This window comes from Nonomuraea sp. KM88 (assembly GCF_052245635.1).
Taxonomy (GTDB): domain Bacteria; phylum Actinomycetota; class Actinomycetes; order Streptosporangiales; family Streptosporangiaceae; genus Nonomuraea.
Genome location: NZ_JBQQCC010000032.1, coordinates 18,175 through 42,381, shown reverse-complemented (window position 1 = coordinate 42,381; position 24,207 = coordinate 18,175). Strand labels below are relative to the sequence as shown.

Below are 24,207 nucleotides of genomic sequence, written 5' to 3'. Positions count from 1 at the left end.
GGCTGTGGGCGGCGGCTGGGAGGTGTCTGTAGTGGTGTCCATGCTGCTCGCTTTCTCTGGTCCTCAAACTCTGGCGAGCAGCCCATCAGCTCAACTGTGGTTGAGGTCAAATGCGCTGGTCAGCACGGAGCCATCGGCTCTCGTGACGGCCCCTCCACGACGGCGTCGTCGATCTGGGAACTCCTGCCACCTTCCAGTACATTTCCCTGGTGCAGGTCGTGGTCGCCGGAACCGTGGCGCCCGCGGGTGTGGTGGGCGGCCATTACGGGGACGGAGCGCACGCACCACAGCGTCTCGGCGTCGAACAGCCGATGGTCCGACGGGCTGCGCCCGATCGTGTAGATCAGGCCCATCGGCTCCACCACCGCGCCGCCGCCCTCAACATCCACCGCCTCATCAACCTCGGACTCACCCACACCGGCGGCACCTGGACCCTCACCCCGACCACCCCAGACAAGAGGGTGAGCCGGCTCATGCCGAGCAAGATCTTCAAGACATCCCTAGATGGTTCCTCCGGCACTCACGCCCTATCTGATTTCATTCCGATGTGGGCAAGCTTGTCCGGGTTGGCCACCGAGTGGATCGCGTTGACCACGCCGTCGGCGATGTCGAGCTCGATCACGCCGATCACGCGGCCTTCGGCGTCGAACTTGACAGCGCCCGGCCGGCCGTTGACCCAGGCCGGCCGGAGGGAGACCCCCAAGATCCCGGCCCGGCGGAAAACACCGAGGAGCAGCCGCACGACGGGCAGCCGCCCGGCCAGCCGCTTACCGAAGGCCTGAACCTTGCCGCCACCGTCCCCGTGCAGCACCACGTCTGGCGCGAGCATGCCGAGCAGCGCGTCCATGTCGCCGCCCGCGGCGGCCTCGAAGAACCTGCGGGCGAGCTTCTCGCCTTCCGCCCGTCGCTCGCGGGGCGGCGTGCTGTCGGCCACCTGCCCTCCGGCGGCGATGCGCTGCCGGGCGCGGGCGAAGATCTGCCGGCAGTTCACCTCGCTCTTGCCGGTGATCCGCGCCACCTCCGTGTAGCCGTACCCGAACACTTCACGCAGCATGAACACCGCCCGCTCCACCGGCGAGAGCGCCTCCAGCAGCACGAGGAACGCCATCGACAGCGAGTCGGCCAGTTCGGCCTGCTCGGCCGGCCCCGGCCTGTCGGCGGGCACGACGACAGGCTCAGGCAGCCAGTCACCGACGTAGGTCTCCCGCCGCACCCGCGCCGAGCTCAGGTAGTTGATGCCCAGCCGCGTCACCGCCGTGGTCAGGTACGCCTTCGGATTGACGATCACAGTCCCCTCCTGGTGCGCCCGGCTCAGGCCGAGGAACGCGTCCTGCACGATGTCCTCGGCATCGCCCACGGATCCGGTCATCCCGTAGGCGATGGAAAACAGCAGCGGCCGGTAACCGACAGCCTCTTTCACATCCGTTGAACCCGACATACGACCCTTCCCCACTCGCGTATCGAGGCTCTTCGCGGAGCCCATCTGCCTGCCCGCCCACGGCCTCGACACCCTCGGCACCTCGCGGTTCGCACCTGTCTGCTCGAATGGCTGTCCATGGTGGCCGGGTCCCGGACTCCGGGCGGCTTGGTCGCTTTGTTCCGCCGGCCCCAAGGCCGTGCCACCGATCGATCGTGCCCTCAGGCGGGGACACGGACGGGCGCAGCCGGGGCGGGGTGAGCGAAGTCCACGTCCTTCATCCGTGCCGCCTTGCCCCTGGTCCGCCACCAAAGGAATAACGGGGAGGTCACCGGCATCTTGCTCACCCGCAGCATTATCCTGCGCCGTGCGAGTTCAAAACGGGTGGCCGGGACGAACAGGCTGCGCATCTGCATCCCGTTGCCCTGCAGGTAACCGATGGAGGGGCGCAACTGCTGCTCCCATCGCGTCAGGGCCTCGGTCACGCTGTCGCTGTGGCGGGCCAGCATGGTGCCCAGCAGGTCGGCCCCGGCCATCCCGGTCGAGGCGCCCATCCCCGCATACAGGGTCACGCACCAGGCCGCGTCACCGACGAGCACCACCCGGCCGCGATGCCAGCTGTCCATGTGCACCTGCTCCACCGAGTCGAACAGCACATCCTCGGCCGACTCCAGCGCGTCCAGCACCGCGCCCAAGGCCGGGCCTGCCGGCTCCGGGCCGAACACCTCGCGCAACCGCTCGGCCTTCGGCCGGGTGAACTCGGCATCCACATCGTCGGTGTGGTAACTCAGCAACACGGTCGGCGGACGATCCTTGAACGGGAAAATCCACATCGACCGCCGGGATTCGGCCAGGATGACCGAATCGGTCTGGTCGTGACCCGGGATCGCGCTGGGCAGCTGGAAGGCGACTGCCATGTAGTTCATCCGGTGCAGGTAGTTCCCGTGCGGCCCGAACACCAGCTGCCGCACCGTGGAGCGCAGCCCGTCCGCGCCGACGACCAGATCGAAGCGCTCGGTCATCGGGGTCCCGCCGGCGGTGTCGGCCATCGTGACGTTCACCCCGTCGGCGTCCTGCTCGATCTTGGTCGGCACAGTGGTGTAACGGATCTCGACATCGGACGGCAGCGCGGCGAAACCGGCCGCTTCCACGTCTCCTCGTGTCATCATCCACGGCCGGCCGGGAAAATCCTTGAAACCCAGCCCGGCGCGGCGCCTGCCGACCCGGTTGACGTCGTAGGCGGCCCCGTCCGCACCGCGATCGGTGAGCCTGTCCAGGATGCCCAGGCGCTGGGCAGCGGCCCGGCCGGCGCCGAACAGCGCGATGAAGTACCCACCGGAGCGCCGCCCGGCAGCCCGCTCGATGATGACCGGCTTCCAGCCGATCTGCCGTAGCCGCAGCGCTGCCGCGATCCCACTGATACCCAGCCCGACCACCAGAGCTCGGCGGCCACTGTCGTTCGTTACGTCCATGAACTTCCTCCTTGCGGGGGTGCCTGCCCGGAAGGGCAATGCCTGGCCTGCGCTGATGCGGGAATGTGTCGTTGCCGATCACTTCCGCCACGGTTCGTACAGTCCTGACCGGTGGTGGTGAATGAGGGCGACGTCGACCCGCGTTCTCCGAGGACCAACGGGAGCAACTGCGCTCGGACCCGGACATCGGCCGAGACACTCTGATCCGGTAGCGCCCACTGACACCCGCCGATACGCCGGCCGCCCGGTTGCGTCGGCCTTGCGGCTATCCCCGCCCCGCCCTCGGCCCCGTCCTCGGTCTTGTCCACGGTCTTGTCCACGGTCTTGTCCACGGTCTTGTCCACGATGTCGACGTGCGGCCCCTGGCTGCACCCCGATCAGCCGATGAAGGACGCGGGGCCGAAGCGACCCCACGCCACGAAGGCGGCCAAGGCGAGATAGACCAGGTTCCCCGCAGCCGACATGACCTCACCACGGCGCAGGTGCGTGACCATCGCACCGACCATCAGCACCACCACACCGACCGCCGCCACCGGCACCAGAACCGGCGCGATACCGGTCACGGCGGGCAGCAGGAGCCCCACCGCCCCCAGGACCTCGATGGCCCCGAGGACCTTCAGGAACCCGGCGCTGAAGTCCGCGGTCCAACCCGCACCGCGCATGGCGGCCATCTTCTCCCGAGGGACGATCAGCTTGCCGACGCCACCGGTGAGGAGGACAACGGCCAGCAATCCGGCACAGATCCACAGGGCGAGGTTCATGAGAGCTCTTCCTTTACGGGTTGTAGGGGAATCCGGTTCTGGAACCGGAGCGGCGATCGGTGCACGGCCGGACGACTGACGCGAGACAGCGTCCGGCAGCGCCGTGCTCGTTATCCGTGCCGGCCGGGCTGGTAGTCACCAGCGGGCTGCTCTCCCCGGCGTGCAGGGCGTCCTTGGTGTGCATGTCAAGGCAGACGGCACAGCCGTTGATCTGGCTGGCGCGGAGCATCACCAGCTCGCGCGTCGCGGCCGGCAGCGTCGAGTCCGCGAGCACCTTGCCCGCCGCGACGAGCTGCTTCAGGGACTTGCCTGCAACCTGGTTGCCGAAGAGGTTCAAACGAGCATCCATGGTGAGCTCCCAGCGTGTTTGCCTGTCGCTCCTCTCAGACAGAACAGCCCGGCGACCTGTGACGGCAGCCAAGTGTGACGTGCGTCTCTCCGTCCTGGACGACGACCATCTACCGGGGGGCGCACAGGCGAACGCCCCCAGCGAAGATCCCGCCGACATCGAGGACCCGCAGCTGTGCATGCTCTTCAAAGGGCATACGGGGCAGCACGACTTCTACTGAATGCCAGGCACGGACGGGACCCCTCCGCCGTAGGTGTCGAAGGGGTCGCTCGAGCATGCGTTTGCGGCAGGGTGGACGACGGGACGCTGCCGGTGGTGATGCTGGGCATCTGCCAGCTGTGGGCGCCGAAATGGCCCTCGGGCAGCTGGCAGAGCCAGCGGTCGTCACGGTTGCGGGCATCGATCGCCGGGCCGGTCGCTTCGCAGTAGCCGCTCTCTTCGTGCACCGCGATCAGAGCACGCTCGGTGGCCGACCAGCGCACCCGCCAGGCAGTGTCCGCGCCACATTTCATGATCTTCCCCGAGATCGCCGACGGCGGGCGCCCGTTCGACGACGGCCCGCCGGCGACGAAGTGGGCGCTCACCCCACCAGGAAGCCGACAAGCTGGGCGAGATCGCCACACTACGACCAGGTCCGCTGAGCGCGCCACGACGGGCCTGGCCGGTGTGCCGTCAGCGCTGCTGCCGCAGCACGCCGATCAGGCTGGTGAGACTGTCCCCACCGTGGCCTGCGGCGACGCCCCGACGGAAGAGCTCCAGGACAGCGGCCGGGAGCGAGCCGTCCACGCCGGACGCCCGCGTCGTCTTCAGTACATGTTCCACGCTCGCCACGCCCATGGAGATACGGTCCGTGTCCCCCTCGTGGTTGCCCGCAGTGATGCGCGGCGCGTAGAACTCAAGGAAATAGCGGAGGTCCAGGGTCTGCACCGCGCGCGGCAGGAAGTCGGCCGCCGAGATGCCGTTGGCCTCCGCGACCGCCTGGCCGTGCAGGTAGCCTGCCAGCGCCGTCCAGAACATGTCGATCCCGATCTGGTAGTAAAGCGCGGCCAGCCCTTGGTCCTCGCCAAGGTAGTCGATCCCCGTCAGCACCTCGAGGGCGGCCCGATGCGCTTCGATCGCGTCCTTCGGCCCGCTGTAGTAGGTCATCGCGCCCGGCGTGCCGATGCCCGGCGGGGGCACCCCCACGCCGCCGGTGATCTGCACGGCCCCGCGCTCGGCGAGCCACGCGGCCGCCCGGCGGGCCCGGTCCGGGGTGTCGGAGGTGAGGTTGGCCAGGGTACGGCCGGCCAGCGCGGCCTCGGGTGCCTGCGCCAGGATGGCGTCCATCGCGTCGTAGTCGGTCAGGCTCAGCACCGCCAGCTCGTTGGCGGCGAGCGCGGCACCGGCCGACTCCGCCCGTTTCGCGCCCCGCGCCACCAGGTCATCGGCCCTTCCGGCGGTGCGGTTCCACACGGTCACCTCGTAGCCGTTGTCGAGGTAGGCGGCGGCCATGGCATGGCCCATCGGGCCCAGCCCGATCACGGTCACGGACTCCATTTGAATACTCCTCATCGCTAGGACGAACGCTCTATCTAGTAACGACCGTAGCAGGTAATTAGAACGAACGCTCTATCCAGTACGATGGGAACCATGCGAACCCAGCACGAGCTCGGCACCCGGGAGCGGATCGTCCGGACCACCTCTCGCCTGATGCAGCGACAGGGATACGAGGCGACCGGTCTCAAGCAGATCTCCCAGGAGGCCAAGGCCACCCTGGGCTCGGTCTACCACTTCTTCCCAGGCGGCAAGCGGGAGCTGGCGATCGAGGCGGTCCGGCACGGCGACCGTGAGTTCGCCGAGTTCCTGCGGGCCGCATTCGATCGGGACGACGACCCCGCCGCCGCGATGGTTGCCTGCACCCGCGACCTGGCGAGCGGGCTGCGCGAGTCCGGGTGGCTGGACGGCTGCCCGGTCACCACCACGGCGCTGGAGAGCGCAGGCCGGGAGCCGGAGATCCAGCAGGCCGCGGAGGACGCCTACGAAAACTGGCGCAGGCTGGTCCGCGAGAAGCTGGAGCGCTCCGGCTTCGCCGCCGACGTGGCGCACGACCTCGCGCACACTGTGATCAACCTGCTGGAGGGCGCGGAGCTGTCGGCACAGGTGGCGCAGAGCGAGGCGCCGCTGGAGATCGCCGGTCGGCACCTCGCCCGGCTCATCGACTCCTACCGCTGAGCCGGGCCGCCCTCACCCGGCATCTTGAACACCTCGGTGAGAGCCGTGATGCTGTGCTCGCCGTGACCGGCCGCGGCCGCCCGCCGTACGAGATCGTGCAGGGGTGAGCCAAGACCAATGCCGTTCAGACAGGAAAGGATCATGGTCTCGCCTGTGTGGTCGATGGCGTGGGCAAGAGTGCGACCGTCGGTGGCCCTGCGTATCGGATGCCTTTGCCGGAGGGGCGTCGCTCGCGGTAGCTGCTCTTGCGAGAGCGTTTGACGGCTCAAGGTCGCCGATACCGCCCTGGGCCACCCCGACGATCCGGTCCGCGCGGTCATCTTCCGGCCGTGAGCGGTGGCGAGCAGACGCTGCGCGATCTGGTGCACGAGTTCAAGACCAAGGGCCCGGCCTACCGCACCACGGTGCAGACCACGCTGCGCGCCTCCTACACCAATCACTACCGGCGTGGCCTGATCGCGCTGCTGGCCACCCTGGAGTTCAGGAGCAACAACACAGCTGGCGATCGAGGCGCTGAAGCTGATTCGCTGCTACGCCAAGGCCGGCAACACCACCTACTATCCGCGCGGCGAAGTGGTGCCCGAGCACCGCGGCACCGCCGGCGACTGGGAGAAGCCGGTGTTCAGGAACGACAAGCGCGGCCCCCGACGGGTGGTGCGGATGGTGTACGAGATCGTCACCTTCCAGGCTCTGCGCGACGCGCTGCGGTGCAAGGAGATCTGGATGGTCGGCGCCCATTCCTTCCGTGACCCGGAGGAGGACCTGCCCAAGGACTTCGCGGCCCGCCGCGTGGAGAACTACGCCGAGCTGCGCAAACCGCTGGACCCCCGAGAGTTCATCGCCGAGCTGAAGGCCGACTACGGGTTCATCCCGGCGCTGGGCATCGGCGCCTACTGGACCGTGTTCGTTCTGGCCATCCATGGGGTGTGGAGCATCGCGGTGCCGATCTCGATCGTGGAGGCGGGCTCACGCCGGCCGGACACCCCCTGGCTCGGCAAGGTCGGCCTCACCGTGTCAGCCGTCCTGTTCCTGCTGGGCGGCGCGGTGCCCATCGCCCTGGCAAGTCCGGCTGCCATATACCCGCTGTCGGCCGCTCAGATCACCTGCACGCTGATCACGGCCGCCACGCTGATCATCGCGGCGTTCCTGTCCGTTCGATTCCGCCGCCCCCTCCTCCCGGCCACATCGGCCAGTCCGTGGACCGTCTTCGCGATCACCATCGCGGCCGGGCTGGCGTTCTGGCTTCCCAGCTTGCTCGCCATGGTTTCGCAGTGGCGCGCATTTGCTGTGGCGTGTCCAGGCCGGGCTTCGCCCGTGTTGGCTGCGTGACCTGGCCGACGGGTCCTGGCTCGCCGTCATCACCCAACCCACCGGCCTGCGCCGATCGCAGAAGGACCGGCTGCGCGAGGCCGCCCGCCAGGGCCAAGACCTCGATCCCGACGATGCGGTGATCGTCCGGGTGGTCGACTACACCGTGCCCGACCGCAAGGGCGAGCACATCCAGCTGATCACCAGCATCCTCGACCCGGCTGAGGCCACCGCCGAAGAGCTGGCCCGTTGCTACCATGATCGCTGGGAGGCCGAAACCGGCATCGATCAGCTCAAGACGCACTTGCGCGGGCCGGGCCGGATCCTGCGCTCCCGCACCCCCGAGCTGGCCTGTCAGGAGATCTGAGCCTTCCTGCTCACGCACTGGGCGTTATGCACGCTGACCCGCACCGCCGCCACCGTTCCTGCCCGCGAGCCGTCAAACGCTCTCGCACGAGCAGCTACCGCGAGCGACGCCCCTCCGACAAAGGCATCCGATACGCAGGACCACCGACGGTCGCACTCTTGCCCACGCCATCGACCACACAGGCGAGACCATGATCCTTTCCTATCTAAACGGCATTGGAGCCAAGACGTGTCGACGTCCGCCTCCTCGGCCAGGTCCGCGTCGTGGCCTTCGGCGGCCACGAAGAGGTTCACGAACGAGGCGGCGTCGGTGTGCCGTGCGCCCAGGTCGACGAGAGGGGCGGCCTTGGCTGCGGTTCTGTTCCAGTCGGCGCTGCGCGCCGCCGCGAGGATGCGGCCGCGCAGCCGCATCGTCTTGCGCGAGTCGGCTTCGCGGTCGAGGTCATCGATGGTCAGGTAGGCGGAACGGCAGTGCCGGAAGGCTCCTTGTGGGCGCAGCCCGCGGTCGAACGGCCGGAGATGCCGGCGAGCACCCGGCGGAGTTCCGTCAGGCAGTCGTCCAGCGCGGCACGCTGGTCCGTGGCGCGCGCGATGTCGAGGGCGCTTTCGCAGATCCCGCCGTACAGCAGCGAGGTGGAGGGATCCAGCGGCCGTTCGGAGATGCACCCGGCCTCGACCGCGATGGCGAGCCCGCGCCGCATCTGGTCCTTGCATCCAGCCTGGATGTCGCGCATGGCGGACCAGCCGAGCGCGCCCGGCGCCTCCAGCAGGGTGATCCGGCGGACGGCGGGTTCCAAGGACGCTTCCAGCAGGGCGCGGCAGCCCGCGAACACTCCGTCCCATGGATCTGTCTGGGCTCGGAACGCCTGCAGGACGGTGGCGCCGAGCTCCTTCTGGTCGGCGGCGTAGACCTCGCGGAAGATGTGTTCCTTGTTGCTGAAGTGGTGATAGAAGGCGCCGCGCGTCACCTTGGCCCTGGCGCAGATCGCGTCCAGGGAGGTGGCGGTGAAACCTTCCTCGATGAAAAGCTCGCGCGCCGCCGCGACCAGGGCGCCCGTGGTCGCCCTGGTGCGTTCCTGCTGGCTCCGGCGCGCGCTTGTGTTCGTTGTCACCCTTATCCTCCCGATCTGAACCGAGGATAGAAGAACGTACGCGGCGCCGCCGTCCCGGACGAGCCGTGGCCGGTCGCCCTCACACATCGAGCAGGGGCAGGACACGGGCGGCGAACCGTTCCACGGCCGCGTGGTGGTCGCCGGCCGCCAGGCGGATGACGAGGTGCCTGGCCCCTGCCCCGATGTAGTGGTTCAGCCAGGCGGCGGCGTCCGCCGGAGGGCCGGCGAACATGGCCTGGATTCTCTCCACCGTCTCCAACGGGGCGTTGTAGTAGCGCTCGATGCTCTTGCGCAGGAGCGTGCGCGCGTGCTGGGGATCGTCGTCAAGGCAGAGTGTCGCGTACAGGGCGGCGGTGACCGGACGGGGCGCCAGCCGGTGGACGGCCGCCCGCTCGCGAGCGTAGTCGGCGACGTCGGGCGGATAGGGCAACCAGCCGTCGCCCAGGCGGGCCACCCGCCGCAGGGAGGGTTCGCCGCTTCCCGCCAGCCAGATCGGCGGGCCGCCGGGACGGGCCGGAGCGGGGGCGAGAGTGACCCCGCTGAAGTCGAAGTGCCGGCCGGTGAACGACACGTCCTTACCGCTCCACAACCGCCGCATCACCTCGATCGACTCCTCGAGACGGCTGAAGCGGGTCCGGAAGGGGACGCCGATCGTGTCGAACTGCACCTGGGTGCCGGCGGTGGGGAATCCGGCTCCCATCCCGACGATCAGCCGTCCGCCGGCGAGCCGGTCCAGCGTGGCGAGCTGGTGCGCCACCAGGATCGGATGCCGGAGTGCGGGCAGCATCGTCGCGGTGCCGATCGTGAGCCGCGGTGCGGCGACGGCGACAGCGGACAGCAGGAGCAGGGGATCGGCGCGGGGCCGGGTGAGGGGGCTGTCTCCGGTCCAGACGGAATCGAACCCGAGGACGTCGGCGTGGCGGGCAAGCTCGATCAGCCGGGCCAGGTCGTCGTCACCGCCCGCGGCACGGTCGCGGGTCGGCAACAGGTAACCGATCTTCACCTCGGCCACGTCGCACCTTTCTGCACGGGATTTCGTTCCTGGCATCGGGTCAGGAGCCGCATGCGTCCTGCAGGAGGACGTCCGCCAGGGCGCGCGGTGCGATGACCATGGCGTCGTGGCCGGCGTCCAGGACCGTGGCCGCCCAGCCGTGCTCGTCGGCGATCCGAGCGAACGGCATGGGGCCACCGGGTGTGCAGAGCACGGCGCGGCACGGGATCGCGTCGACGGCCCCGGACAACCGGGCCGGCTCGGAGAATGTTCGCCGCGGATGGGACGTCAGCTTGGATTCCAGCCATGCGACCTGGTCCGGTTCCGTCACGCCGACGGTGGCCGCGGGGGCGGGCGGGATCAGGCCGTCGACGGTGACCGATTCGATCCAGTCGCGGAAGAAGGCGGGGGCCAGGTCGTCCAGTGACTCCCCGTCCCGGCCCGCCCAGGCGTCGACCATGGTGATGCGGGAGACGCGTTCCGGCATGCGGTCGGCGGCCTCGCGCACGACGAGACCGGCGTAGCTGTGCCCGACGAGCACGACGTCCCGGAGATCCTCGTACCTCAGCAGGCCCAGGACGTCGTCAGCGTGCGTCCGCAGGCCGATCTCGGGCCCCGCCAGGTGGGCGCGCTCACCGAGGCCGGTCAGCGTCGGGGTGTGGACCTCGTGCCCGGCCTCCCGCAACCGCGCGGCCACGCGGCGCCAGCACCAGCCGCCGTGCCAAGCACCATGAACCAGCACGTACGTCGTCATCGCGCCGCCTCTTCCGCCCGCTCGCGCCAGGCGGTGAACTGTGCCGCCGCGGCCTCGGTGGACAGTCCGAGCTGCTCGCACATCTGATGGAAGTCGAAGAAGAACCGTTCGTGTGCGATCAGCCCGTCCCGCACGGTCCAGTGGCAGGCGAACGGCAGTGCGAAGGACCTGCCCGTGGGTTCGATCCCCACCAGGCTCTCCATCATGGTGGCCCGGACCGTCCCGGCGCCGACGGCCAGCTCCCCGGCCTCGACGAGGTACTCCAACTCCACGCCGTAGTCGGGGAAGGTGCGCAGGAACGCGGTGTTCTGCCGGGCGACCTCGTCCCAGCCGGTCGCGACGGCCCGGAAGGCGATCGTCTCGAAGACGACGTCCGGGTGACAGAACCGCATCGCCGCCGGGATGTCGGCACGGCTCTTCGCCCGTGCGTAGGCCCGTACGACCTCGGTCGGCGTGACGTGCTTCTCGGACATCTCCGTGTCTCCTCGTCTCACGCGGGCTCACCCACGGCGAGCACGATCTTGCCGGTGGTGTGGCCGTCGGCGATGCGGTCGTGGGCCGCGAGCGCCTGCGCCAGCGGGAACACCGCGTCGACATGCACCTTGAGCCGCCCGCCGGCGACGAGCTCGGCCAGCGCGCCGAGCCCCGCCCCGTCGGGGTCGACGAGGTAGTCCACGGCGCGCACCCCGAGCTCGCCGGCACGCTCGTGCAACCCCGGAGTCCAGGCTGCCTGGCCGCTGACCAGGACGCCGCCCGGCCGCAGGCATTCCAGCGTCGCGAGTACCGCCCGGCCGCCGAACATCTGGATGACGACGTCCACGTCCCGCACCAAGGAGGACACCTCGGCCGTGGTGTAGTCGATCACCTCGTCCGCGCCCAGTCCGCGGACGAAGGCGTGTTTGGCGGCGCTCGCGGTGCCGGTCACGTGCGCGCCGCGGGCCTTGGCGATCTGGACCGCCAGGTGCCCCACGCCTCCGGCCGCGCCCGCGACCAGAACCCGCTGTCCGGGGGCGAGGGCGGCGACCTCGACGAGCATCTGCCACGCCGTCAGGCCGGCCAGCGGCAGCGCCGCCGCCTCGGTGAAGGCCAGGCCCTCCGGCATACGGGCGAAATGACGGGCGGGGGCGGTGACGTACTCGGCGTAGCCGCCTGCCGCGCGGGGGAACCACGGCATTCCGAAAACCTTGTCGCCCGGCTGGAACCGGGGCGTGCCGTAGCCGGTCTCCACCACCTCCCCGGCGACGTCCCAGCCATTGATGAACGGCAGGTCGAGCACCCGGTTGTACGCCTGCCCGCGGCGTGTGTAGACGTCCACCGGATTGACCCCGGCCGCCACGACCCTGACGAGCACCTCGCCGAAGACCGGCGCCGGTTTCGCCACCTCGACCAGCGCCATGGTCTCGGTGTCGCCCCACGCCGATTGTTGTATCGCCTGCATAAGCGTTCCTCCAGGAAATATCCCTCAGGAGATTACATACATACCACATGTATGTAAATGCGCGCGCAGCCCGCCCAGGCGCATCGGATCGGCAACGGGCGTGCCGTCGGCGCGCAGACCTCGGCCTACGTGCTTCCGATCGCCGCCTACGACAGCCCTGTGCGCCCTTTCGGGGAACGGCCGAGGGACACCGCGGAACCTGACGGTCGATCGTCGTCGTGTTGGTGGTGGCCTTGGGGGTTACGGGTGAACTCGGCTGATCGGACTGCGCGCCCGGGATTTGCCAGGCTGGCGTCGGCGCGGGAGCCGGCGGAGGCGTTCACGCCGATAGCGGCCGAGATCGAGTGGGCGCGTGGCCGGACGCAGGATGAGAACCATCTGTGGCGTGAGCGGTGTGGCTGAAGTCATACCAGCGGCTCGGGTACTTCCCGAAGGTCTGGGAAGTTCCGGCGGTAGTGGTCGGGCACGTTCGCGGTGCGCTGGGGTTGGCCGACGAGGTGGAGTTGCGGCGAGCGGCGCCGATGTCGGCCAGCCGACATCGAGCGTTCGTCCGCAAGCGGCTGGGGGTGGTCCACGACACGGCCCGAGTCCGGCAGGTCGCCGAGGAGACGATCCGCACGGAGGTGAACACCGGGTTCTTCCAGACCGTGACCGGGCAGCTGGACGCGGCCGCGCGGACGGTGGCGCAGGAGGCGATCGAGCTGGAAGCCGGCACCCCCGAGCGCAGCGTGCTGGAGGCGGTGAAGTTCCTGCGGGATGAGAACCGTCCCGGGACGCCGGTGCACCGCCTCTTGGAGGCTGAGTGTTCTCCTACCTGACGGCCGAGCTGCGTTCGGGCGACATCGCGGTGACCGGATCGGACTCCTACGCCAACCTGCACGATCAGCTCCGGCGGGAGAACACATCCAGCACCACCGCCAGACAGACGAAGCACTGCCAGGTCGGAACGTACGTGATGTCGGCCGTCCAGACCCGGTTCGGCTCGGCCGCGGTGATCTTTCGCTTCACCAGGTGGGACGGGGGCGACAGCCTGCCGGTCGGCGATGGTGGTGCGGCAGCCTCTGCGCCTGCTCACCTCGGCCAACCCGGCGGCCCGCATCACCCGCATCACCCGGGTCACCCGATTGCGACCCACCCGGACCCCATCCAGCTCGCGCAGATCGGCGTGGATGCGCGGCACCCCGTAGAACTCATCGGAGGCCCGGTGGCGCCGGCGGATCTGCTCGGTCAGCAGCTGGTCCCGCCAGTCCGGACCGCGAGAAGCACGATCCACGCCAGCGAGCTGGACCCGGCAGGGCGTCGTCTGGGCCGGTTATCGCGGCAAGAAACAGACCGCAATTCTCTCTAGCCTCGCGGCATGGAGATGACTAAGCAAGATCCCGAACCCCGAGGTGAGAACACCGTTAACGGATTCGTTGTCGTTGACGGAGCCGCGTCTTTCATCGACTTCCTCGTCGTTGTCTTTGATGGGACTGAGCGGGAGGAAGCCCGCACCCCTGACTTCTACGCCGGAGACGGAACGCTGATCCACGCCGAAGTCAAACTCGGCAACTCGTTGCTCATGGTCGCTGACCGTAAGGCCGGCTGGCCGTTCACCCCGGCCCTGACCCAGGTGTACGTCGCCGACCCCGAGGAGACGATGCGCAGAGCGGTCGAACGCGGTGCGACCGTCGTCACTCCGGCGTCTCCCTTCTACGGCGGGTACGGTATCGCCCGGTTCCTCGACCCGTGGCACAACCTGTGGTGGCTGTTCTTTCCGGCGGCGGAAACCAGTCCGGTGGCCGCGGAGGAGTCGAGCTGGGAGGAATCCGCTGAACCCAGCACTGTCTACACGACGCTGCTCGATACGATGGTCAAGCTGGCCGACCCCGGTGCTGATGGCACCGGATAAGGCCCCGCTCGGGTCCAGCCCCAAAGTAGCTCTCTGCAACCTCCGCTACGGTCAGTCACGTTGAGGAGCGCGGCGGGCTCTTCAACGTGACTGGCCGTCCTGATGTCGGTGGGCCTACGGGGGCCTCGGCTGAGCCGATGATGTTCACGGCGCGGCGGGAGGTCGGCGGCCGCAGTGGCCATGGCGGTGGCCTGCCGCTCGATCTCGTCGTTGATGTTGGTCAGGCTCGCGCGCGCCAGCCGCTGTCGATCAGTTCCACGGCCGGGACGAGCCCGGCGTTGACCGCCGACTCCAGGTAGTTGCGGGCATCGGGCAGGGAGCCCTCGCGTTCCTTGTCGGTCGGCTCGTCCCACGTCGGCAGAAACGCGCAGTCGTGGGCGAGCTGCTGGCGGGCCTTGGCCAGGGCCAGCACACGCGGGTCGTCGAGCGGGATCCGCGGCAGTGGCACGGCGCGCTCCTCGGGAAGTCGGGGCTGGTCAGTGGGGTTGCCCTCGGCAGCGGCCGCGAGGGTTTCGTGGACGACGCCGACGGATACCTTCACCCCGGCGGCGATGGTGCGGACGGATTCCCCGCGCCGCAGGAGGTCGTTGCGGCCGTAGCGGATGGGGTGGCGTGCCGGTGACACCGCGCACGTGCATTGCCCGGCACCATCCGGACGGCCGCAGCATGACCTCCGAACACCCCTCGTGGTCCCGGTATGTCAGGAGACTCGCGGCCCGACCTCGGTAACCCGCACCGCCTCGGCATATCCCGTCGGCTGCTTGCCCTTGAAGACGACCTCGCAGGTGTACGTGGTCTTCGCGTTCAACGGCACGAGCACGGCATCTGGGATGTCGTTGCAGAGGGCATAGTCGATGCTGTCGCGGTAGCGTGACCCGTGTACCGTTCTTCGACGCCACCTTCTAGGGGCACCGGGCGGTGACCTCGCCCGCGGCCTCGGCCATGTCAAGGGTCTTGCGCCGCAATTCGTACGTCAGATTCTCGCTCAACGTGGCGTCGTCGGCAGGAGACGGCTCCTCCTTCGGCATCGCGGGCGGTTCGGACAACTTCTGCGGAAGCACGGTGGCAGCCGATGCCGGCCGGGCAGCGGCGTCGTTGGAGTCGGGGCCCTCCCCCGCGCGCCCTGTGACCAGCAGCCCCACGACGCCGAACATGATTACCGGCCGCGGGTGCGCGTCAGCCCAGCGCTTTGCGCAGCAGCGCCGTCAACTGGTCCTGTTCGTCGGGTGAGAGCCGTCCGACCGCCGTACGGGCGAAGGTGAAGGCCGTGGCGAACCGCTGGTTGGTCTCGTCTCCTCGGGGAGTTCGCGCGACGAGTCGTGCGCGGCGATCCCGGGGATTCGGCTCGCGGGTCACGAGGCCGAGCGCTTCGAGACGCGCGACGATCTGGGTGATGTTGGAGGCATCGCAGCCGAGCTCCTCGGCCAGGGCGCCCATGCCGCGTCGCTCGTCGAGTCGCCCGAGCACACATGCCTGCGCCGAGCTGAGCGACACCTCGGCCGCGGCTGCTTCGTAGGCGCGGTCATATATGTCCACCAGGTCGAACAAGACGGCTTCGGCCTTGGACGAGGTGGCTACGGGGCCGTTCGGCAGCGCCATGGCCGCCAGCTTAGCGGAGTTATTTGATTCACTCAAATAGCTGTGGTCCAATGATGCTTGATTCGCTCAAATAACATGGAGGGCCGATGGACAGCACAGCCGAGCGCAGAGCGGGCGGCGCGAACGTGGCGCCGCAGATGAACGCGGTCGTCCTTGACCGCTTCGGCGGAATCGACGAACTCTCAGCGCGCCGGATACCACTCCCGCAGGTCGGCGACGACGACGTCCTCATCCGGGTGGAGTTCGCAGGGGTCGGATCCTGGGACGCGGTCGAGCGCGAGGGGGACTACGACGGCGCCTTCGGCGTCGCGTCGGCCTTCCCCTATGTCCTCGGCTGGGACGCGGCGGGCACGGTGGCCGCGGTCGGGCGCAACGTCACCCGGTTAGACGTGGGCGAGCGTGTCTACGCTGCGACGATGCCGGTGCCGCGTGGCGGCTTCTACGCCGAGTACGGCGTCGTCGAGGCGGAGTACGTCGCGCGCGTGCCCGACCGGCTGCCGACGGAGCAGGCCGGCGCGATGGCCTGGGATGCCCTGACCGCACTGAGCGGCCTCGATCTGCTCGGCCTGCGGCCGGACCAGACGCTCATGGTCTTCGGGGCCAGCGGGGGTATCGGCCACCTGGCCGTGCAGTTGGCGCGGCACAACGGCATCCGAGTGCTGGCCGTGGCCTCGGGTGACGACGGTGTCGCCCTGGCCCGGCGGCTGGGCGCTGACCACGCCGTCGACGGCCGCAAAGACGATGTGTTGGCTGCGGCGTTCGACTTCGCACCGGGCGGGCTCGATGCGGCTCTGGTCACCGTGGGAGGCGAGATCGCTGAACGATCTCTTCGCGCGATCAACAACTCGGGACGGATCGCCTGGCCGAACGGTGTCCTGCCCGTGCTCGCGACGTCGCCGGGCGCGCCGGTGTCCTACTACGACGGGGATCGGAGCCGCACCACCACCGATCGGCTGAACGCGATCGTCCAGGCGAGTTCCTTCGAGGTCCACGTCGCCCGGACCTTCCCGATGGAGCGGGTCGAAGACGCGCATCGTGCCCTGAAGGATCACTATGTCGGGAAGCTGGCCCTCAAGGTCAGGTAGGAAGCACGCCGAGCTTCCGTACCGGTCCCAACCTCTGACCGGCCCCTGACATGTCGGCGGCCCTGAGCGACCACGCGCTGTTCGGCGGACGTGACCAGGTCGAACGCGAGATCAGCCCGGGAAACTGGTGGGTCGGATGGCTGGCCTGTGGGCACGGGCGAGGGCCGGGGAGCCGGCCGACCCGGATGATCTGCCGCCGCCGTCGCCTGCGTTTCTCGCTCATCTGGTCGCCGGGCTGCCGCTGGGTGTGGAGTCCGACGTGGCCTTGTTCCGGGTCTTCAACGGGGCGCCTCGGCCGTTCGACGAGCCGGCCGCCCGAGCGATGCCGGAGTTGGCGCTGTCGCGGGCTACCGACCCGGCGGCCGCGGCCGACCATGGCCGGGCCGCGTGGATGGACGCCCCTGACCTGCTGCCGCGATTCCGGGCGCGATACTGCACGTCGTGTCCGGGATGGGCCATGTCATGACTTCACCGGGCCTGCCCGAGGAGGTCGCCGACCTGATCCGGCTGTGATCCGCCTGCCGGGAGCGAGACCGCGCCGATGAGAGGCCGCGTGATGAACCCCCACCTGATGGCGGCGAGACCTGAGGCGGTTTCCTGGCGAGGCCCGGTGACGGGTTCGAGGTGGCCCATGTCGATGGTGCCGGCGTACGGCAGCGCGGGCCGTTGGCCTCTTGCTGGAGCGTCTCGTTCGAGCAGGCGGGGCGTGATGCGGAGGAAGTCTCAGTCATCTGGCGTGCGTGATCGCTTCGGGGGCCGACAAGCACCGGAACGAAAGTCCCGCCAAGCCGCTCCCGTCCAACTCACTGACGCGACTCTTCGTCCGCATGCTCGTCACCCCTTTCTGTTCGTGGTGAGGTGGTTGTCAGTGGTCTGCTCGTTCCACTGGGCGAGCAGGTGCAGCGAGGTCTCGGACGAGCTGCCGGGCTCGACGTCGTAGATGAACAGCGTTTGGTCGGGGTCGTCGGCGGGGGTGAGGGCCTGGTAGGTGATGGTGAGGTCGCCGACGAGGGGATGGTGGTAGTCCTTGCTGCCGGTGGTGCGCTGGTGGACCTTGTTGTCGGACCAGTAGCGGCGGAATGATGCGCTGTGGATGGACAGGTTGCCGACGAGCGCATCCAGGGCGGGGTCGTCGGGGTGGCGGCCGGCGTCGCGGCGGAGCATGGCAGCCGTGTCGGCGGCGACGGCGGCCCAGTTCCCGTACAGCTCGCGCGCGTGTGGATCGAGGAAGACGAAGCGCGCCTGGTTGCGCTCGTCCGCGGGCAGGGCCCGGAAATCGGCGATCAGGCGCCCGGCGAGCCGGTTGTGCGCCAGGACGTCCAGGCGGCGGCCCAGGACGAAGGCGGGCCGGCGCGCCTCCTCCAGAGTGTCCAGCAGCCGCCAGGTGGCGGGGTGGACGCGTTGCGGGCGCGGTCGCCGACGGCGCCGGGCGGGCTGCGGGCGGGCGAGGGTGTGTAGGTGCTCGCGTTCGGCGTCGTCGAGGTGGAGCGCGGTGGCCAGCGCGTCGAGCACCTCGGGTGAGGCGCTGCGGCTGCGGCCCTGTTCCAGACGGGTGTAGTAGTCCGCGCTCACTCCGGCCAGCCGGGCGAGTTCCTCGCGCCGCAGCCCGGACACGCGGCGCCGGCCCAGCGCCGGCTCGTCGATCCCGGCCTGGTGCGGGCTGAGCCGGGCGCGGGCCGAGCGCAGGAACCCCGCGAGCGGGGTGCTGGTGTGGTCACGCTCCATACCTCTAGTGTCGCCGCTTCCCGCAGGGCACCGCTCCGTAAGGGTGGCCCAGTTTGTCCCCCGATCGCTTGGGCTATATTCGAGCCTGTTATCGCTGCTCAGAGCTGGTTCAGTGGAAGCCAGGCCGGAAGCGGGGCGCACCGCGCCGCGACCAGTTCCGGCCCGTTCTCCCCATCAGCACGAAGGAGCTGTTCACATGTCCACGTGGTTCATCACCGGCGCTTCCCGGGGACTCGGTCTGCAGATCGCCCGCACCGCCGTGGCGCACGACGACACCGTGGTGGCGGCGGTCCGTGACCCTGCCGGCCTGCCCGACGATCTCAAGCGGTCCGACCGGGTGCTCGGCGTCCGGCTCGACGTTACCCGTAGCGAGGAGATCGTCCAGGCCGTCGAGTCGGCCACCCAGCGCTTCGGGAGCATCGACGTCCTGGTCAACAACGCGGGCCGGGGCCTGCTCGGCGCGCTGGAGGAGATCACCGACGCCGAGGCGCGCTCCCTGTTCGACCTCAACGTCTTCGCCCTGATCAACCTCATCCGCGCCGTGCTGCCGGGCATGCGCGCCGCGGGTCGCGGGAAGATCGTCAACATCGGGTCTCGGTCCGGTTTCGAGGGCGAGCCTGGGGTGAGCATGTACGCTGCCTCGAAGTTCGCCGTCGCGGGCATCAGCGAAGCGCTGTCGGCGGAGCTGGCACCGTTCGGGATCCAGTGCATGGTCGTCGAGCCCGGCGTCATCCGCACCGACTTCCTCGATGCCAGCTCCCTGTCCACCGCCAAGCACCGCATCGGCGCCTACAACGGCACTCCCGCTCATGTCACCCTGGACTGGGCCGGTACGGCCAACCACACGCAGCTCGGCGACCCGGTCAAGAGCGCCGCTCTGATCTACGAGGTCACCTGCCAGGACAAGCTGCCGGGGCACCTGTACCTCGGGCCCGACACGCTCGAGCGGCTGCAGGTCAAACTGGACCGGATCGAGCAGGATGCGGCCCCTTGGCGTGAGAAGTCTGCCGCCACCGCGCACGACGACGCCGCTGCGTGATCACAGGCCGTAACCGTCACAACGGTGGCGTTCGTCGCCGCCCCGCCCCGCCCCGCCACGTCAACCTCACCGAGATCACCGTCCTGCCACCGCGCAGGTCGTCTGACGCGCCCTGAGCTGGATGATCGAAGGACCTTCCACCACGCTTCGCAAGACTCTTGCGAGAAGCTGCACAAAGGTGTCCGCGACCTGCGAACACATCTGGCTGATCAGCGCCGGCCTGAGCTCCTGATGCATCCGGCACGGACGGCGAGCTGAAGAACCGAACCTCGCGATTGTGGCGGAAGCGTCCGTTGCATGGGCCTCCGCGTCAGCTCCTGGAGTTCGGTCCGGGTAGGCGCCGGGGCGCGGGCGCGGGCCGAAGGTTCTGGTAGATCCCCGGCCCTGGAGTCGGCTGCGCCGAAAATCCTTGCGTGTACGCGCGGTGTAACCGTATATGTCACGTCAAAATTTGGTCACGCTTGAAATAGTTGCAGGTTAAGCGCAGCTAGTCTGAGTAATGGCTTGGCAGCGAACTCGTCCCCACCGGAGGTGATGGGCATGAAAGCAGCCGGCAGCCTCCGTCCGAGAGCCACGACCGCGACGGTGAACGGCCCGGCGCGCCCCTGCCGCGAACGGGATTGACGGAGGTGCGATGGCGGGACGGCGAGGTGGGTCGTCGTGCGCGCCGAGGCCGCCCCGCTCACTCTCGGCGATGGCGCCGGGAGCCGACAGGGGGCCTGGCTGGTGTCGGCGATCCCGGCCACCATCGACCTGTCCATCGGCATCGGCACCCTGCGGGAGTCGCTCATCAGCAGTTTCCCCGTCGCCATGGCCATCTGGGACAAGAACCTGCGCTGCGTCTGGTTCAACAAGGCGGCCGAGCAGCTCAGCGACGGCTACCCGTTCTACCGGATCGGCCGCTCCCTGACCGAGGTCATCGAGGGGATCGACACGCAAGCGGTGCAGGACGCGATGCGCAAGGTGCTCGCCGACGGCCGGCCCACGATCGACCGGGAGGCCCGCTGGTCCCACAGGAGTCAAGAGCGCGCGATGTCCATCTCGCTGTTGCCCTTGGAGGGCGCGGACGGCCGGCCGTGGGGCGTGTGCTCGGTGGCCCTGGATTTCAGCAACAGCAAGGCGCGAGATCACCTCGACCTGCTGCGCGAGGCCGGCATCCGGCTCGGCAGCACGTTGGATGTCATGGAAACCGCCGAGAAGCTGGCCGAGCTGGCCGTTCCGGTCCTCGCCGACTACGTGACCGTCGATCTGCCGGACGCGATGCTCCCCGGCGCAGAGCCGCTGCAGCGGCCGGCCGCGACAGAGGCCGGCATCCCCGTCTTCCGCCGGGCCGGCGCGGCCTCGGTGCACGACGGGGTGCCCGAGTCTCTCCGGGAGCGCAAGGAGACTGTGTTCGTGCCGCCGGGATCCCCGTTCATGGAGGTCCTGCACTCGCGCCGGCCGCACTTCGAGCCCGTGCTGGACACCTCGCCCGGTACCTGGCTGGACCTGGTCCCCGACCGGGCGCGGACCATCCACGCGACCGGCATGCACTCGCTGATCGTCATTCCGCTGGAGGCGTGCGGCGACGTGCTCGGCGTCGCGGTGTTCGGGCGCACCTCCAACCCGGCGCCGTTCAGCAGGGACGACCTCCTGGCTGAGGAGCTGGTCACGCGGGCCGCGCTCAGCCTGGACAACGCGCGCCAGTACACGCGCGAGCGGCTGACCGCGCTCGCGCTCCAGCGCGACCTGCTGCCGCACGACCTGTGCGGCAGCAGCAACGTCGAGGTGGCCTCGCGCTACCTGCCCTCCGACACGCACGAGGGGGTGGGAGGCGACTGGTACGACGCCATCCACCTGCCCGGCGACCGCATCGCCCTAGTCGTCGGCGATGTGACCGGGCATGGCATCAACGCCGCAGCCGCCATGGGCCGGCTGCGCACCGCCGTGCGCACCCTGGCCTACCTGGACCTGCCGCCGGACGGGCTGCTCACCCACCTCGACCACCTGATGGCGAATGACGCCCGCGGCTTCGACGCCACGGGTGCCACCTGCCTGTACGCCGTCTACGATCCGCAGACCAGCCGCTGCACCATGGCCGCGGCCGGGCACCCGCCGCCCGCGATCGTGACCCCGTCCGGCGACGTGACCTTCCCGTCACTGCCCACCGGCACTCCGATCGGCGTGGGGCTGGGCACCTTCCAGTCGCACGACCTCCACCTGCCGGCCGGGACCCTGCTGGCCCTCTACACCGACGGCCTGATCGAGACGCGGCAGGCCGACCTCGACGCGGGCATGGCCAGGCTCGGCGACGCCCTCGTCCAAGCGACGCTGCAGACGGCGACGCTCGAACGGGTGTGCGCGGCAGTGATCGGCTCCATCGTGGGCGACGCGCCGGCCGAGGACGACATCGCCGTGCTCATGGCCCGCATCCAGGCCTGACCCCCCACCACCCCGGATACCTCGCCGACCAGATGGCCCGAGGTAAGCGCGGAATGTAGCGCGGCCGAACACGCGTAGGGTGCCCACGGCATCGTCAACGACCCTGCACCCGGCCGTTCGCCGCTCCCCGCCGCCGTAGCTCACCCACGACAGCAAGGGGTGGCCGGGTGCGCGCGTCTGGATCACCTACCGTGCCCCGGACATGACGCAGGCCCCACCACCTGATTACGACGGGGGCTGCGGCGGAGAATCAGGCAGACACGAGTTCCGCCAGCAGCTTCTCGATACGGCGGCGGATGTCGTCACGGATCGGCCGGACCGCTTCGATGTCCTGTCCGGCCGGGTCGTCGAGCTTCCAGTCCTCGTAGCGCTTGCCGGGGAAGATCGGGCAGGCATCGCCGCAGCCCATGGTGATGACCACGTCGCTGGCCTGTACGGCGTCGACGGTCAGAACCTTGGGCTGCTCAGTGGTGATGTCGATGCCGACCTCGCGCATCGCTTCGGCGGCGACCGGGTTGACCTGATCGGCCGGAGCCGATCCGGCGGAGCGGACCTCGACGCGGTCCCCTGCCAGGTGGGTGAGCCAGCCGGCGGCCATCTGGGAGCGTCCGGCGTTGTGCACGCAGACGAACAGCACGCTGGGCTTGTCGGGGGTGCGGTCAGGCACGGGTGGGCTCCTTGCGGGTGAACAGGCGGCGGCCGGCCAGGCTGACGTAGACCAGGGCGACCAGGACGGGAACCTCGATGAGCGGGCCGACCACTCCGGCCAAGGCCTGGCCGGAGGTGACGCCGAAGACGCCGACCGCGACCGCGATGGCCAGCTCGAAGTTGTTGCCGGCGGCGGTGAAGGCGAGCGTCGTGGTCTTGTCGTAGGGCAGGCCGATCGCCTTGCCGGTCAGGAAGCCGCCGCCCCACATGAGGGCGAAGTAGGCCAGCAACGGCAGCGCGATGCGGGCCACGTCGCCGGGCTGGGAGGTGATGGTGTGGCCTTGCAGGGCGAACAGGATGACGATGGTGAACAGCAGCCCGTACAGGGCGATCGGGCCGACCCGCGGCAGGAAGCGCTGCTCGTACCAGTCGCGGCCACGGGAGCGTTCGCCCAGCTTGCGCGAGGCGTAACCGGCGGCCAGCGGGATACCCAGAAAGACCAGCACGTAGAAGGCGATGTCGAAGGCCGACACCTCCAGCTCCGAGCCCGGCAGGCCGAGCCGGCCGGGCAGCACCTGCAGGTAGAACCAGCCCAGCGCGCCGAACGCGACCACCTGGAAGATGGAATTGAGCGCGACCAGAACGGCGGCGGCCTCCCGGTTCCCGCAGGCCAGGTCGTTCCAGATGAGCACCATGGCGATGCAGCGCGCGAGCCCGACGATGATCAGGCCGGTGCGGTACTCGGGCAGGTCGGGCAGGAAGATCCAGGCCAGCGCGAACATCAGCGCCGGGCCGAGCACCCAGTTGAGCACCAGCGAGGAGACCAGCAGACGGCGGTCGCCGGTGACAGTGTTCAGGCGGTCGTAACGGACCTTGGCCAGCACCGGGTACATCATCAACAGCAGGCCGAGCGCGATCGGCAGCGAGATCTCACCGATCTTGACGGCGTCCAGCGCGGTGTCCAGGCCGGGCAGCAGACGCCCGAGCAGCAGCCCGACGCCCATGGCCGCGATGATCCACATCGGCAGGAACCGATCCAGCATCGACAGAGCGCCGATCACGCCGGCCGGTGGCGCGGTGGCCTGTGCGGGTTGAGCCGACATCACCGTGACACCGCCGCTGCAGCGCCCGGCAGGCCGGCAGACCCGCTGGCAGACCCGCTGGCAGACCCGCTGGCGGGCCCACCAGCGGGCAACGTCAGCAGCGCCGACAGCTCGCCCAGCGTTTCGGGCACCAGCCGGTAATACACCCACGAAGCGCGCCGCTCGGAGGTCAGCAGGCCGACCTCCTTGAGTACCTTCAGGTGGTGGCTGATGGTGGGCTGGGACAGCTCGAAGGCGTCGGTGATGTCGCATACGCACACCTCGCCGCCGGCGCGGCTGGCCACGATCGACAGGATGCGCAGCCGTACCGGGTCGCCCAGCGCCTTAAACACCCGTGCCACCCCGGCCGCCTGCTCGGCGTCCAGCGGCTCGCGGGCCAGCGGCGGGCTGCACTCCAAGATCTCCAGCAGTTCCATCCACTACCCTCCCGTATAGATGTTCATCGAAATTGACGCATGTCTATGTTGACATCTGTCTCTACACGCTTGGAACAAGGGTGGCTGCTCTCAGCCGGCGG

The 24,207-nt window shown here is 69.3% G+C and carries 28 protein-coding genes and 1 pseudogene; 9 read left to right on the top strand and 20 right to left on the bottom strand.

What is annotated here, in order from left to right; all coding sequences use genetic code 11:
* Window positions 1-119: 119 nt before the first annotated feature.
* The 7 genes from ACTWPV_RS47285 to ACTWPV_RS47255 all read right to left on the bottom strand — a co-directional run bounded on the left by ACTWPV_RS47285 (window position 120) and on the right by ACTWPV_RS47255 (window position 5,535).
* Window positions 120-416, bottom strand: a complete 297-nt coding sequence (locus tag ACTWPV_RS47285) for a hypothetical protein (RefSeq protein WP_443156885.1) — start codon at window positions 414-416, stop codon at window positions 120-122.
* Window positions 417-520: 104 nt separating this feature from the next.
* Window positions 521-1,420 carry an RNA polymerase sigma factor SigJ gene (gene sigJ / locus ACTWPV_RS47280; RefSeq protein WP_443156862.1) on the bottom strand — a complete coding sequence of 300 codons (900 nt, stop codon included), beginning with the start codon at window positions 1,418-1,420 and terminating at the stop codon, window positions 521-523.
* 218 nt (window positions 1,421-1,638) lie between these two features.
* On the bottom strand, window positions 1,639-2,889 hold the full coding sequence (locus tag ACTWPV_RS47275; protein ID WP_443156861.1) for an FAD-dependent monooxygenase: 1,251 nt from the start codon (window positions 2,887-2,889) through the stop codon (window positions 1,639-1,641).
* 377 nt (window positions 2,890-3,266) lie between these two features.
* Window positions 3,267-3,650 (bottom strand): DoxX family protein, encoded by a 384-nt coding sequence (locus tag ACTWPV_RS47270; RefSeq protein WP_443156860.1) that lies wholly within the window; start codon window positions 3,648-3,650, stop codon window positions 3,267-3,269.
* A 13-nt stretch (window positions 3,651-3,663) separates the two neighbouring features.
* Entirely contained in the window at window positions 3,664-3,999 is a 336-nt protein-coding gene (locus ACTWPV_RS47265) for a carboxymuconolactone decarboxylase family protein (RefSeq protein WP_443156859.1), read from the bottom strand.
* A gap of 185 nt (window positions 4,000-4,184) precedes the next feature.
* Entirely contained in the window at window positions 4,185-4,583 is a 399-nt protein-coding gene (locus ACTWPV_RS47260; protein ID WP_443156858.1) for a hypothetical protein, read from the bottom strand.
* Window positions 4,584-4,671: 88 nt separating this feature from the next.
* Entirely contained in the window at window positions 4,672-5,535 is an 864-nt protein-coding gene (locus tag ACTWPV_RS47255) for an NAD(P)-dependent oxidoreductase (protein ID WP_443156857.1), read from the bottom strand.
* A 93-nt stretch (window positions 5,536-5,628) separates the two neighbouring features.
* On the opposite strand from ACTWPV_RS47255, the gene ACTWPV_RS47250 reads away from it, so the two are divergent.
* The 3 genes from ACTWPV_RS47250 (at window position 5,629) to ACTWPV_RS47240 (ending at window position 7,885) form a co-directional block, all read left to right on the top strand.
* Complete coding sequence (locus ACTWPV_RS47250; RefSeq protein ID WP_443156856.1) at window positions 5,629-6,210, top strand: TetR/AcrR family transcriptional regulator; 582 nt, start codon at window positions 5,629-5,631, stop codon at window positions 6,208-6,210.
* 573 nt (window positions 6,211-6,783) lie between these two features.
* Window positions 6,784-7,539 (top strand): hypothetical protein, encoded by a 756-nt coding sequence (locus tag ACTWPV_RS47245; RefSeq protein ID WP_443156855.1) that lies wholly within the window; start codon window positions 6,784-6,786, stop codon window positions 7,537-7,539.
* The gene (locus tag ACTWPV_RS47240; protein WP_443156854.1) at window positions 7,493-7,885 is read left to right on the top strand and encodes a hypothetical protein; all 393 of its coding nucleotides are present in this window, start codon (window positions 7,493-7,495) and stop codon (window positions 7,883-7,885) included. Before ACTWPV_RS47245 ends, ACTWPV_RS47240 begins: the two co-directional genes overlap by 47 nt.
* 451 nt (window positions 7,886-8,336) lie before the next feature.
* Here the strand turns inward: ACTWPV_RS47240 and ACTWPV_RS47235 are convergent, their stop codons facing one another.
* From ACTWPV_RS47235 to ACTWPV_RS47215, 5 genes are all read right to left on the bottom strand, one after another.
* Window positions 8,337-8,996: a TetR/AcrR family transcriptional regulator gene (locus tag ACTWPV_RS47235; protein ID WP_443156853.1), complete on the bottom strand. Its 660-nt coding sequence runs from the start codon at window positions 8,994-8,996 to the stop codon at window positions 8,337-8,339.
* A 79-nt stretch (window positions 8,997-9,075) separates the two neighbouring features.
* Complete coding sequence (locus ACTWPV_RS47230) at window positions 9,076-10,008, bottom strand: LLM class flavin-dependent oxidoreductase (protein ID WP_347648608.1); 933 nt, start codon at window positions 10,006-10,008, stop codon at window positions 9,076-9,078.
* A 40-nt stretch (window positions 10,009-10,048) separates the two neighbouring features.
* The gene (locus ACTWPV_RS47225; protein ID WP_347648609.1) at window positions 10,049-10,741 is read right to left on the bottom strand and encodes an alpha/beta fold hydrolase; all 693 of its coding nucleotides are present in this window, start codon (window positions 10,739-10,741) and stop codon (window positions 10,049-10,051) included.
* Window positions 10,738-11,214 carry an ester cyclase gene (locus ACTWPV_RS47220; protein ID WP_443156852.1) on the bottom strand — a complete coding sequence of 159 codons (477 nt, stop codon included), beginning with the start codon at window positions 11,212-11,214 and terminating at the stop codon, window positions 10,738-10,740. Before ACTWPV_RS47220 ends, ACTWPV_RS47225 begins: the two co-directional genes overlap by 4 nt.
* A 17-nt stretch (window positions 11,215-11,231) precedes the next feature.
* Window positions 11,232-12,179 (bottom strand): NADP-dependent oxidoreductase, encoded by a 948-nt coding sequence (locus tag ACTWPV_RS47215; RefSeq protein WP_443156851.1) that lies wholly within the window; start codon window positions 12,177-12,179, stop codon window positions 11,232-11,234.
* 392 nt (window positions 12,180-12,571) lie between these two features.
* Here ACTWPV_RS47215 and ACTWPV_RS47210 point away from each other — a divergent pair, with 392 nt between their 5' ends.
* Window positions 12,572-12,997 carry a hypothetical protein gene (locus tag ACTWPV_RS47210; protein ID WP_443156850.1) on the top strand — a complete coding sequence of 142 codons (426 nt, stop codon included), beginning with the start codon at window positions 12,572-12,574 and terminating at the stop codon, window positions 12,995-12,997.
* A 335-nt stretch (window positions 12,998-13,332) separates the two neighbouring features.
* On the opposite strand, the pseudogene ACTWPV_RS47205 reads toward ACTWPV_RS47210, so the two are convergent.
* Window positions 13,333-13,452, bottom strand: a pseudogene (locus ACTWPV_RS47205) (hypothetical protein); the annotation flags it as partial.
* Between the two features lie 84 nt (window positions 13,453-13,536).
* Here ACTWPV_RS47205 and ACTWPV_RS47200 point away from each other — a divergent pair.
* Window positions 13,537-14,070 carry a VOC family protein gene (locus ACTWPV_RS47200; RefSeq protein WP_443156849.1) on the top strand — a complete coding sequence of 178 codons (534 nt, stop codon included), beginning with the start codon at window positions 13,537-13,539 and terminating at the stop codon, window positions 14,068-14,070.
* A 220-nt stretch (window positions 14,071-14,290) separates the two neighbouring features.
* Here ACTWPV_RS47200 and ACTWPV_RS47195 read toward each other — a convergent pair whose 3' ends face one another.
* The 3 genes from ACTWPV_RS47195 to ACTWPV_RS47185 form a co-directional block, all read right to left on the bottom strand.
* Window positions 14,291-14,695 carry a hypothetical protein gene (locus tag ACTWPV_RS47195; protein ID WP_443156848.1) on the bottom strand — a complete coding sequence of 135 codons (405 nt, stop codon included), beginning with the start codon at window positions 14,693-14,695 and terminating at the stop codon, window positions 14,291-14,293.
* Between the two features lie 277 nt (window positions 14,696-14,972).
* Window positions 14,973-15,212, bottom strand: coding sequence for a hypothetical protein (locus ACTWPV_RS47190; protein WP_443156847.1), 240 nt, complete (start codon window positions 15,210-15,212; stop codon window positions 14,973-14,975).
* A gap of 34 nt (window positions 15,213-15,246) precedes the next feature.
* Entirely contained in the window at window positions 15,247-15,669 is a 423-nt protein-coding gene (locus tag ACTWPV_RS47185) for a MarR family winged helix-turn-helix transcriptional regulator (protein WP_347648616.1), read from the bottom strand.
* Between the two features lie 137 nt (window positions 15,670-15,806).
* Between ACTWPV_RS47185 and ACTWPV_RS47180 the strand changes: the two genes are divergently transcribed.
* Window positions 15,807-16,754: a quinone oxidoreductase family protein gene (locus tag ACTWPV_RS47180; RefSeq protein WP_443156846.1), complete on the top strand. Its 948-nt coding sequence runs from the start codon at window positions 15,807-15,809 to the stop codon at window positions 16,752-16,754.
* A 136-nt stretch (window positions 16,755-16,890) separates the two neighbouring features.
* Window positions 16,891-17,220, top strand: coding sequence for a hypothetical protein (locus ACTWPV_RS47175; RefSeq protein ID WP_443156845.1), 330 nt, complete (start codon window positions 16,891-16,893; stop codon window positions 17,218-17,220).
* A 368-nt stretch (window positions 17,221-17,588) separates the two neighbouring features.
* Here ACTWPV_RS47175 and ACTWPV_RS47170 read toward each other — a convergent pair whose 3' ends face one another.
* Window positions 17,589-18,479, bottom strand: coding sequence for a helix-turn-helix transcriptional regulator (locus tag ACTWPV_RS47170; protein ID WP_443156844.1), 891 nt, complete (start codon window positions 18,477-18,479; stop codon window positions 17,589-17,591).
* 196 nt (window positions 18,480-18,675) lie between these two features.
* On the opposite strand from ACTWPV_RS47170, the gene ACTWPV_RS47165 reads away from it, so the two are divergent.
* Window positions 18,676-19,518 (top strand): SDR family oxidoreductase, encoded by an 843-nt coding sequence (locus ACTWPV_RS47165; protein ID WP_443156843.1) that lies wholly within the window; start codon window positions 18,676-18,678, stop codon window positions 19,516-19,518.
* Window positions 19,519-20,178: 660 nt separating this feature from the next.
* Complete coding sequence (locus ACTWPV_RS47160; RefSeq protein ID WP_443156842.1) at window positions 20,179-21,939, top strand: SpoIIE family protein phosphatase; 1,761 nt, start codon at window positions 20,179-20,181, stop codon at window positions 21,937-21,939.
* 250 nt (window positions 21,940-22,189) lie between these two features.
* On the opposite strand, the gene ACTWPV_RS47155 is transcribed toward ACTWPV_RS47160, so the two are convergent.
* Genes ACTWPV_RS47155 through ACTWPV_RS47145 form a run of 3 tightly spaced genes read right to left on the bottom strand, consistent with a single transcriptional unit; the run spans window position 22,190 to window position 24,106 of the window.
* Window positions 22,190-22,606 carry an arsenate reductase ArsC gene (locus ACTWPV_RS47155; RefSeq protein WP_443156841.1) on the bottom strand — a complete coding sequence of 139 codons (417 nt, stop codon included), beginning with the start codon at window positions 22,604-22,606 and terminating at the stop codon, window positions 22,190-22,192.
* Window positions 22,599-23,690: an ACR3 family arsenite efflux transporter gene (gene arsB, locus ACTWPV_RS47150; RefSeq protein ID WP_443156840.1), complete on the bottom strand. Its 1,092-nt coding sequence runs from the start codon at window positions 23,688-23,690 to the stop codon at window positions 22,599-22,601. The genes ACTWPV_RS47155 and arsB overlap by 8 nt, the downstream gene beginning before the upstream one ends.
* Entirely contained in the window at window positions 23,690-24,106 is a 417-nt protein-coding gene (locus tag ACTWPV_RS47145; RefSeq protein ID WP_443156839.1) for an ArsR/SmtB family transcription factor, read from the bottom strand. Before ACTWPV_RS47145 ends, arsB begins: the two co-directional genes overlap by 1 nt.
* Between the last annotated feature and the right edge of the window lie 101 nt (window positions 24,107-24,207).